Origin of the sequence: Desulfogranum mediterraneum DSM 13871 (genome assembly GCF_000429965.1) — a bacterium.
Lineage (GTDB): Bacteria > Desulfobacterota > Desulfobulbia > Desulfobulbales > Desulfobulbaceae > Desulfogranum > Desulfogranum mediterraneum.
This window is the reverse complement of sequence record NZ_AUCW01000050.1, coordinates 1-10366: the sequence shown is the minus strand read 5'-3', so window position 1 is coordinate 10366 and position 10366 is coordinate 1. Positions and strand designations below refer to the sequence as shown.

Genomic DNA, 10366 nt, shown 5'->3' with positions numbered 1-10366 from the left:
AGTGGTGCAATCGAAAGCTCAAATAAATTCATCAGCAATATTCGCCTCAAGAGATCTGGGGCTTGGTGGAAGGTTGACTATGCCAACAATATTCTGAAATTACGTTGCGCCAAGTACAATTCTAAGTTTGATGCCTTTTTTGAGGAATATGAGAGCAAGGCTCAGGCTAAACGTGCTTCACGGAAAAAGAGGATCCGAGTCGTAAAGTAATGCCATAAGTGCCGGATGCACCCCTTAAATACCGTCAGTTTTATAACCATCATGTTGCTTAGAAATCACTCGGTCACATCACCCCAGCAGGGGCACTGAAAAACTGGCAAAAAACACACCCCGATCTTAACAAAAAGATTTGCAATCTCTCAGGACCTGACAGCTAACTTCAAGAAAAGTGTTGGGAAGTTTAAATCCGATGGAAGTTTTCATTGGTAGAAAAGTTGCACTTATTACTTGAATCGAGCTGTTTTGTGTGAACCTAATTGTTCACTTTGTTGATATATAAATATATATAAGGTTTTTTATGTTTGGTATCCTTTTGTTTATAGAAATAGTTATTTATTTTTTCCTCACACCAGAAGGATATTCTAGACTGTTTGTCGCTTTTCAGATCATAGTTGTTGGGGTGTCAATATTTCTTTTTTTGAGTAGTTTTTTTAAGAAGAAGCAATCGTCTTGGCTATTGCCGACTATTATCTTTTTGCTGGGATTTATTATTGTTAATTTTCAATTATACCTAGTATTTGTTCTCTGGGGAAGCCCTGTTAAGAGCTATCATGATTGGTTTTATTGGGCAGACTTTAAAGTGTTTTCTAAGTGTGTAACGATATCAACAGTAGCCTTGTTATCTTTTTTTCAGGGATATAAGGTCAAATGGGATTTTAAGGTTACTTTTCCTGAAATAATCAAATATAGTTTTGCAACTCCCAATATAACGATATTACTTTTTTTAGCATATGCTTTTTATATTCTGTTTTTTTTCACAGCAGGGGTAAAGTATCGTTCAGGTGCGTATGCGGCTGGTGATGCTCAGGTTATTTCAAGGTATTTCTTTATGTTGTTTAACATGCTTGTGATAGCTTGTTTTGCGAATAAATTTTATTTCTTAAGGTTAAAATATGATAGAAGAGTTTCTGTAGTTAAATATTGTAGAGAGCTTGGGGCTCCTTTAGCTTTTTTAGTGGCCTGGCATATGCTCTATTCTCTTTATGTTGGTGACCGGGGCCCATTTATATCATATTGTTTGCTGTTTGGTGGGGTTTATTTTGCTAGGTTTCGGAAAGTTACATTCGTTCATTTTATTGCGGTTTTGATACCAGCAGCTATTTTAATGACTGCGATTGGTGATATTAGATCACGGGATGCAAGTAATATTGGCTTTACTAATAGATTATTAACACAGTTAAAGGGAGGATCTGAATCTGGTGATCACTTGCAAAACACTGCTGAATTGGCTGGCTCAGTGAGGGTTTTACATCATATTGTGTCATCAGTTCCCTCGAAATATCCTTATAAATATGGAGAGGGGCAATTTAGGCAATTTATTGGTTGGGTCCCCTTTTTCAGTTCCAACTATCTCGCCTTGCGTTATGGTGATAACTTTCATTTTAAACATAAAAGTTCTTCGAACTTTGCTACCTTTTTAATCCAAGGTGACTACCCAACGTATGGAAATGGAACAAGCGCAGTAGCTGATTTGTATTTGGATTTAGGGCTTTTAGGTGTGATTGTTGGCATGATATTGTTCGGCTATTTTATGAAAAAGGTTGATCGAACTGTTATATCTAGCCAACCTGTTAATTTTATCATGATTATCTTTACATGTACGTATTTTTTTTCAGCTTTATATCTCGGAAGAGCAACAATACTGACTCCTGTTAAAATAACTATGCAGATATTTTTGATTTGCATTATTAATTTTATATTAATTAAAAAGCTGGCTAGAAGATGAAGAGGATACTATTTATTGTTACAGGTCTTGATACAGGTGGGATAGAAATTTATTTGTTGCGATTTATCAAATATGTTGAGTGTTCTATTGAAGTTACTGTCCTTTGCAAATCTGGAAAAACTGGTTGTTTAGAAGATGACTATATAAAAGCTAATGCAAAAATAGTTCCTTTTAAGATTGGATCTTGTAATATACAAGAATGGCATAATTTTTATCGATTTTTGAAAAATGGTCGTTTTGATACTGTTTGTGATTTTACAGGGACGTTCGCAGCCATACCTTTGACTTGTGCGAAGGTTGCAGGAGTTAAGAGGAGGCTGTCTTTTTATCGCCAATCAAAGTATCAATTTGGTAGTTCCTTTTATAAGTTTTTATACACTTTTTTTATGAGAAAACTGTTAGTCTTCAGTTCTACAAAGATTCTTTCTAATTCTAAAACGGCGTTAAATAATTTTCATGAAGGATGGGGGGGTAGCAAGAAGTTTGGAGTGGTTTATAATGGAGTCCCTGAAATACTAATAAATATGGAGCAAAGTAAATGTTTACGTAGGAAATTTTTAATTCCTGAAGGTGCTGTAGTCGTTGGGAATGTTGGACGATATGCTAAAGCCAAAAACCATGAGAGAATGATTGGAGCCGCAGCAAAAGTATGCAAGGAAAATTCAAATATATACTTCTTTTTTTGTGGTAGAGGTGTTGCGAATAATTTGACTACCGTAATAAACGGATTTGAAAAGCAAATAATTTTAAGTGAAAATAGAACTGATATTGGTACCATGCTAGGCATGTTTGATATGTTCTTGTTTTGCTCTCTTGATGAAGGGCAACCAAATGCACTAATAGAGGCGATGTTTGCTAATTTACCTATTGTTGCTTCAAATATTGCGTCAATTAAGGAATGTATTCCTAGAGAATTGCATGCTAAATTGGTTGATCCCCTTTCTGTAGCGGAGATTGAGGAAAAAATATTAGATTATACCAATAATAAACAAGCTGTTGCAGTAGAGTATGATTGGTTAAATAATCGATTTAATTTAGAAGAGAATTTTAGTCGTTTCTTAAAGGAGTTAGTTGTATGAGTGCTTTGTTTATACTAGTCGTTCCCTTTTTAGCTACCCGGATGCACTAAAACACGGGGGCTCCCTCAAAATCGAGCTGTCTTCTTCTGTCAGCTTCAGCTCGAACGGGTTTTCCAGGTGAAAAGGAGCACACAATGGGAAAGAAATATAACGTTTTAAAAGCGCACCTATCCTGTTTCCTGCCGAATCGGTAAGGTATAAAATTAAATACTTTTTGATTTTTAATTTATCCGAATGGTCAGTCAGTGGCATGATTCATCCCTCCCAATCCGTGATAATTTTGTTAAGCTTGAACCTGTAAATATTAAAAATGATGTTTGAATAGGATGTGGGGAAGCCTTATTGTCAGGTGTGAACATCAAAAGTCGATCTGTGGTTGCCGCCGGAGCTGTTGTTGTCAAAGATGTTGAAGCCGGAAATTTAGTAGGTGGTGTACCTGCTCGTGTTATAAAACATATCGGGGGAACTGATTGAAAGCACTTTTTATCCATGACCATAAATTTTTGATTCATCCAAATGGGGAAATATTTTCCAATGGTCAATTTCCTTACGCTGTTTGGCAAAGATATCTCAAACATTTTGACGAGCTCATTGTCGCTGGAAGATCATTGCCACTTAGTGATACTAATCTGCAAAATTTGAATATCTCAAGTGGGAAAAGAGTTCAGTTTGTATTTCTTCCTAATTTAGCTTCAGTATCTGGGGTCATTCGTCATAGGTTAGAAGTAAAAAAAACATTACAACAATTAATAGCCTCGGTTGATGCCGTAATTGCCAGAACAAGCTTGCTCAGTAAAATCAGTTATCCAATCGCAGAAAAAACAGGCACCCCGTGGGCTGCGGAAGTGGTTGGTTGTTCATGGGATGCCTATTGGAACTATGGAAGTATACAGAGTAAATTGCTTGCCCCCCTTGCATACTATTCCCAACGGCAAATGGTTTCACATGCCAAGCATGCTATATATGTGACTCAAAATTTTCTTCAAAAACGGTATCCCTGTTTTGGAGTGACTACAGGTGTCTCTAATGTAGAACTGCCCAGCGCTGAACCTCATATCATGGATCAGCGGATTGATAAAATTTCAAATCCCGGTAAGCCTTTTGTTTTTGGCTTAATTGGTTCTTTGTCATGCAAATATAAAGGAATACAGACCGCCTTCTCTGCGTTAAAAAAGATTCACAACCAGCTTCCTGATTTTGAACTACAAATTTTAGGCGGCGGAGATTCTAAGCCGTGGATGAGACTAGCTGAGTCCTTAGGGGTAGCCCAAAATGTACGTTTTCTGGGAACTCTGCCTGCCGGAAAACCGGTATTGGAATGGCTTGATAGGGTGGATTTATATCTTCAGCCAAGTTTTACGGAGGGCTTGCCCCGTTCTTTAGCAGAGGCAACGAGTCGGGCCTGTCCGGCCATCGGTTCCACCGCGGGTGGTATTCCTGAACTTTTGGACCTTGCAGTGCTCCATAAACCAGGCGATGTTGATCGATTAAGCACGTTAATTATGGAATCATTAGATACACAGTGGAGACAGTGCCATGCGAGAAAAAATTATAAAACCAGCAAGCAGTACACCCGAGAGGTGCTCAATGCCCAGCGAGATTCCTTTTGGGCTTCCTTTGCAGAATTTGCTCTAAACCAGAAACAGCTAAAAGGTTGACAGTGTCGCTTCCTTTCCTTTTCTCTAAATAAATCCATGCAGAGATAATATTTTGAGCCATATTCTCATCATCGGCGCCCTGCCTAAATCCTTGGTCAACTTCCGAGGCGACTTCATCCGCACTCTCATCCAGTCCGGTCATCGTGTCACAACCATGGCCGCTCCAGCCTCTCCGCAAATAAACAGGCAAATTAAAGACTTAGGTGCTGGGTTTTATCCCTTCCCTGTCCAGCGCAATGGGTTGAACCCTTGGGAAGATATCCAAACGTTCACTTCTTTGTGCAAGACTTTCCGGCAAACTAAACCGGATATCGTCATGGCGTACACCATCAAGCCGGTCATTTGGGGTGGGCTTGCAGCTTGGCTGGCAGGCAACATTCGATTTCATGGATTGATTACAGGTTTGGGATTTGCGTTTGAAGGATATGGTTTTAAACGCAAGATGCTTAAAATTATAGTTTCCTTGCTGTACCGTTTTGCTTTGCTGAATGCGAGGCGGGTTATTTTTCAAAACCCGGATAACCGGGATGTCTTTGTTGAACTGAATATCGTGCCTTCAGAAAAATGTGCCATTGTCAACGGGTCTGGCGTTAATGTGCAGCATTTTACAATGACTTCGTTTGCTTCGAGTCATCCGACCTTTTTACTTATTGCTCGCCTTTTGAGCGAGAAAGGAATCAGGGAATATGCTCAGGCTGCCCGGAAGGTCAAAACACGACATCCGGATGCTGTCTTCAATCTGCTCGGTCCGGAAGATCCTTCCCCGGACGGGGTACCTTTGGATGAAATCCAGAATTTACATGACGAAGGTGTGATCCAGTACTTAGGCTCAACCAACGATGTTCGCCCGCATCTCGCCGCCTGTCATGTTTATGTGCTGCCTTCGTATTATGGAGAAGGTCTTCCCAGAACAATTATTGAAGCCATGGCCACTGGACGACCAATTTTGACAACCGATAATGTCGGCTGCCGGGAAACCGTTATTCCCGGTGAAAACGGATTTTTGGTTTCGGTGCGGGATGCCGACGCCCTTGCCGAGCGCATGATTTGGTTTATCGAGCACCGGGGAGAATGGGAGCGGCTGGGAAAACGGAGTAGGGAGATGGCGGAGGAATGGTTTGATGTGCGGATAATAAATAAGGAATTGTTGGGGATTATGGGGCTGGAAGAAGAGAAGCTGGAGGCTGGAGAAGGGAGAAAGGAAAACGGTGTTTAAGCGAATATTCGATTTTATTGCCACTGCAATTGGATTAATTTTTATTAGTCCGGTGCTTTTCGTTTTGTACTATTTGGTTCGCAATCATATGGGTTCACCTGTTTTCTTTAAACAGAAACGGCCTGGTCTGCACGGCAACCCTTTTTACATGTATAAATTCCGTACCATGACCAGCGCCTGCTACGATGATGGCTGCCTGCTCCCGGACTGCGATCGCCTTACCCCCTTGGGTAAATTTCTTCGTTCCACCTCCCTGGATGAACTTCCCGAACTTTTCAATGTCCTGAAGGGCGACATGAGCCTGGTCGGCCCCCGGCCTTTGCTCATGCAGTATCTGGCTCGCTACACCCCGGAACAGGCCAGACGCCATGACGTACGCCCGGGAATCACCGGCTGGGCACAGGTGAATGGCCGCAATGCTCTTTCATGGGAAGAGAAATTCAGGCTGGATGTGTGGTATGTCGCGAATCGGAGTTTCTGGTTGGACCTCAAAATTTTGTGGATGACCATGATCAAGGTGGTTAAAAGGGAAGGGATTTCCGGGGGTGGGTGTGAGACGATGACGGAATTTGAAGGAACGAAAAGCAGGGGGACCGGAGAACGGAGACGGGAGACGGTGAAAGGCAGGGAGACGGGATAAGGGAAAAAGGGAGGCAGGAAACAGCATCAGCAAGACGGTTCATAGGTTTGAGGATCTTGAGGTTTGGAAGGAAGGGATGCGGTTGGCCTCCATGGTTTATGGGGTCTTGAGGGAGTGCCGGGATTTTGGGTTGCGGGATCAGATGCAGCGGGCTGCGGTTTCTGTCCCTTCCAATATCGCAGAGGGATATGAGAGAAATACGAATATGAATTTGTGCATTTTCTTTATATTGCAAAAGGGTCGTGCTCCGAGTTACGGACTCAAATTTATCTGGCGGTTGACGTGGGGATTATTGAGAAGGCTGTTGGGAACGAGTTGCTGGAATCGACAAAGAAGATTTCAGGAATGTTGCATAACCTTATAAAGGTTAGGGAAAAAAGGTTTTAAAGATAGGGAGAAAGGGGAACGGAGACGGGAGAAAGGGAGACGGGGGACTGAAAAGGACAAAGACATGGATGTCCTCGCAGTTCTCTTTCGGGGTTCCGATGGATCTGCCAGTTACGAGAGGGGGAATGGAGATTCAAGCATGATTCAGTGCTTAAGGGGTTGGAAGCTGAAGAATTTCATCGCGGGGTTTCTATGGTACCGAAACCGAAGTCTGAAGCCTGGATTCTTTGTGCGCTTCGAGATGGCTACCAGCAATGCGAAAAGCTCGAGCAGGCTTTATTAGGCAGCGATCGCTCTTCGAACTCCTTGAAAAAACAACTCAAGGAGTTCCTCGGCGAGCCTGCCAACCGAACTCACCTTTTGGAAAAAATGGAAAATGGCCAGCTCGAAATGGCTCGCGTCACGATGCCGAGTATGGAGGCGTTCAAGGAACGTTGCCGTCAGGTGATGGATTCTTTAGGGATCTGAGGGGATGAAAAATGCGGAAGAATTCCGTTTATATTTTTGGGGCCAGTGGACATGGGAAGGTTGTAGCAGGGGCTCTTATCTCCGCCGGGTATACTGTCTGTGGTTTTTTTGACGACGACGTTGTTTTGCATGGCCGCAAATTTTTCGGGGAACCTGTGTTGGGTGGCCAGGAAGATTTTGCCGTGTTGGAGGCCCCTGTTGCGGTGATGGGGATCGGAAATGGGCGGATCAGACGGATGATTATGGAGCGGTTTTCACTGGTCCAGTGGCTTTCGGTTATACATCGAACTGCGTGGGTCGATCCCGCCGTGACGGTTGGGGGTGGTACGGTGATTTTTGCGGGGGCGGTTGTGCAGCCTGATTCCCGTATTGGAAAACATTGCATCATCAATACCGGAGCGACTGTTGATCATGATTGTGTTGTCGGTGATTATGCCCATATTTGTCCTGGGGTGAATCTGGCCGGAAATGTGACTGTGGGAGCCGGGGCCTGGGTTGGAATTGGAAGTCAGGTTATTCAAGGGGTTACCATTGGAGCACATGCTGTTGTCGGAGCTGGTGCCACGGTGACCAGGGACGTGCCGGAAGGCGTGACTGTGGTTGGGACACCAGCGAAACCGAATAGAACGGAGTAGGGAAATGGGAAAAACGGCGACAGGAGAAGGGAGGATGGAAAGGGCCTTTTCCTGTCTCCTGTCGCCGTTCTCCTTCCCGCTCCACCCTCCTTACATTTTTTTCCATCTGAATTTTATATTGGAAAAGGTAAAACATGCTAAACACACAATTTTCCCCCTGGCCCGTCTTCGAGGCCGACGAACGCGATGCGGCCATGGGGCCGCTTTTTTCTGGTAAAGTGAACTACTGGACCGGCCAGGACGGCCGGGAATTCGAAAAGGAATATGCCGCCTACACCGGCCGCAGCCATGCCATTGCTCTGGCAAACGGGAGCCTGGCCATTGAGCTTGCCCTGTGTGCTCTGAATATCGGCCCAGGTGATGAAGTGATCACCACGGCGCGAACCTTTATTGCCTCGGCAAGCTCTGTTGTCATGCGCGGTGCAGTTCCCGTGATCGCGGATGTTGATTCCGTATCCCAGGATATCACGGCCGAGATCATCCGTGCCGTGCTCACGCCCCGCACCAAAGTCATTATCTGCGTGCATCTTGCCGGATGGCCCTGTGACATGGATTCCATCATGGAACTGGCCGCAGAAAAGAATCTTTACGTCATCGAAGATTGTGCCCAGGCCCATGGGGCGCGGTACAAGGGCAAACCCGTGGGTTCTTTCGGCCACATGGCAGCCTTTTCCTTTTGTCAGGACAAGATCATGACCACAGGCGGCGAAGGAGGTATGCTGGTCATGGATGATGAAAAGCTCTGGAAAAAGGCATGGGCCTTCAAGGACCACGGCAAGAGCTGGGACGCAGTCTACGAACGCGACCACACCCCTGGCTTCCGCTGGCTCCACGAATCCTTTGGCACCAACTGGCGCATGACCGAAATGCAGGCCGCCATCGGCCGGGTGCAGCTACGCAAACTGGATGATTGGGTTGCCACACGTAGGGCACATGCTGCGAAGCTTACGGAATGTTTTGAAAACTTGCCTGGGTTACGTGTGACTTTGCCGGGGGATGAGATCTTTCATTCGTATTATAAATATTATGCGTTTGTCCGGCCTGAAATGCTGAAGGACGGGTGGAGCAGGGACCGGATCATGAATGAAGTGATGGGGATGGGAGTGCCTTGTTTCTCCGGGAGTTGTTCGGAGATTTATAGGGAAAAGGCGTTTACTGATGCGGGCTATGGACCGGCCGGGAGGTTGCCGGTGGCTAAGGAATTGGGGGAGACGAGTCTGATGTTCCTGGTGCATCCGACGTTGAAGGATGAAGAGATTGCAAAAACGTGTGAGGTCGTGGAAAAAGTGATGGGTAGGGCAGGGGTTTAAAAAAAAAATCAAGGCATTAGACGCCCGCTGCGCTCGATATTAGCAGACAAAGACGAAACTCGCAGACAAGGGATCGCAGACGAGCGGTTAGTTTTTAGGGTTGGACCAAGCTGATGCTTGCTAATGGATTGATTTTCTGATTTTTTTTTATTTTGAAAAGGCCGTTTTGTGGTCTTAAGCGTATCTTTTTATTTATAAACAGACCCTTCTAAGGGTTCCTTGAAAATTAAATGCAGTAATTTACGAAATCAAAACTGTTAACTTGCTGTTTTTGTGTATATTTGTTATGTTTCTGTCGTGTTGAGATCAAAAAGTAACCTAACTCGACGGAGACAACCATGATTCAGCCCGGCTTTTTCGACTTGCAGGACAGATTGCACCAAATCGACAAAAATGGTGACCCCCTCTCGAGGCTTAACGAGGTTATCGATTGGGATTTGTTCCGCCCTGCAATCGAAGAGGTCCGCAATAAGAAACGAAAGTCAAACGTAGGTCCTAAAGGCTACGATGCGATATTGCTGTTCAAAATTTTGATCCTTCAGTCACTGTACAACCTATCGGATGAAGCGACTGAATATCAAATTCTTGACCGATACTCCTTTGGCCGCTTTCTTGGATTGCACGTTAGTCAAAAAGTGCCGGACGCTACGACTATCTGGCGTTTCCGTGAAGACCTCATTGAGGCTGGGATTATTGAGCAACTCTTTTCAACGTTTGATGCTCACCTTCGGGACAGTGGCTTCGTAGCCATGAAGGGACAGATTGTCGACGCTAGTATTATAAACGCCCCCAAACAGCGGAACAGTCGCGACGAAAACAGCCAGATCAAGCATGGTAGCATTCCCGATTGGCCAGCTAACAAGCAACGGCAAAAGGATGTTGATGCCCGCTGGACAAAAAAGAACGGCAAAACTTATTATGGCTACAAAAATCACATCTCGGTGGACGTGAAACACAAACTCATTCGCAGCTACTGCGTCACGGATGCTGCCCTGCACGACAGCCAGGTTTTTGAACAGCTTCTCACT

The 10366-nt window shown here is 44.4% G+C and carries 9 protein-coding genes and 2 pseudogenes; all 11 read left to right on the top strand.

The window, feature by feature from the left end:
• Nucleotides 1–210, top strand: a pseudogene (locus G494_RS26295) (hypothetical protein); the annotation flags it as partial.
• Between the two features lie 307 nt (nt 211–517).
• Nucleotides 518–1945, top strand: coding sequence for an O-antigen polysaccharide polymerase Wzy (gene wzy, locus G494_RS0114245; protein ID WP_028585072.1), 1428 nt, complete (start codon nt 518–520; stop codon nt 1943–1945).
• The gene (locus G494_RS26290; RefSeq protein WP_035246723.1) at nt 1942–3024 is read left to right on the top strand and encodes a glycosyltransferase; all 1083 of its coding nucleotides are present in this window, start codon (nt 1942–1944) and stop codon (nt 3022–3024) included. Before wzy ends, G494_RS26290 begins: the two co-directional genes overlap by 4 nt.
• Nucleotides 3025–3494: 470 nt before the next feature.
• Nucleotides 3495–4682 (top strand): glycosyltransferase family 4 protein, encoded by a 1188-nt coding sequence (locus G494_RS26905; RefSeq protein ID WP_153305888.1) that lies wholly within the window; start codon nt 3495–3497, stop codon nt 4680–4682.
• 52 nt (nt 4683–4734) lie between these two features.
• Entirely contained in the window at nt 4735–5898 is a 1164-nt protein-coding gene (locus G494_RS23665; protein ID WP_051305722.1) for a glycosyltransferase family 4 protein, read from the top strand.
• Nucleotides 5891–6538 (top strand): sugar transferase, encoded by a 648-nt coding sequence (locus G494_RS23660; RefSeq protein ID WP_051305721.1) that lies wholly within the window; start codon nt 5891–5893, stop codon nt 6536–6538. Before G494_RS23665 ends, G494_RS23660 begins: the two co-directional genes overlap by 8 nt.
• Nucleotides 6539–6563: 25 nt before the next feature.
• Nucleotides 6564–6925: pseudogene (locus G494_RS28120) on the top strand (four helix bundle protein).
• Nucleotides 6926–7084: 159 nt separating this feature from the next.
• Nucleotides 7085–7393 carry a hypothetical protein gene (locus G494_RS23655; RefSeq protein ID WP_153305887.1) on the top strand — a complete coding sequence of 103 codons (309 nt, stop codon included), beginning with the start codon at nt 7085–7087 and terminating at the stop codon, nt 7391–7393.
• 11 nt (nt 7394–7404) lie between these two features.
• A complete protein-coding gene (locus G494_RS0114220; RefSeq protein ID WP_028585071.1) occupies nt 7405–8028 on the top strand; it encodes an acetyltransferase in 624 nt (207 codons plus the stop codon).
• A 134-nt stretch (nt 8029–8162) separates the two neighbouring features.
• Nucleotides 8163–9338: a DegT/DnrJ/EryC1/StrS family aminotransferase gene (locus tag G494_RS0114215; RefSeq protein ID WP_028585070.1), complete on the top strand. Its 1176-nt coding sequence runs from the start codon at nt 8163–8165 to the stop codon at nt 9336–9338.
• A 338-nt stretch (nt 9339–9676) separates the two neighbouring features.
• Nucleotides 9677–10366, top strand: a 690-nt coding sequence (locus tag G494_RS0114210) for an IS5 family transposase (RefSeq protein WP_035246718.1), incomplete at its 3' end; no start/stop codon positions are given.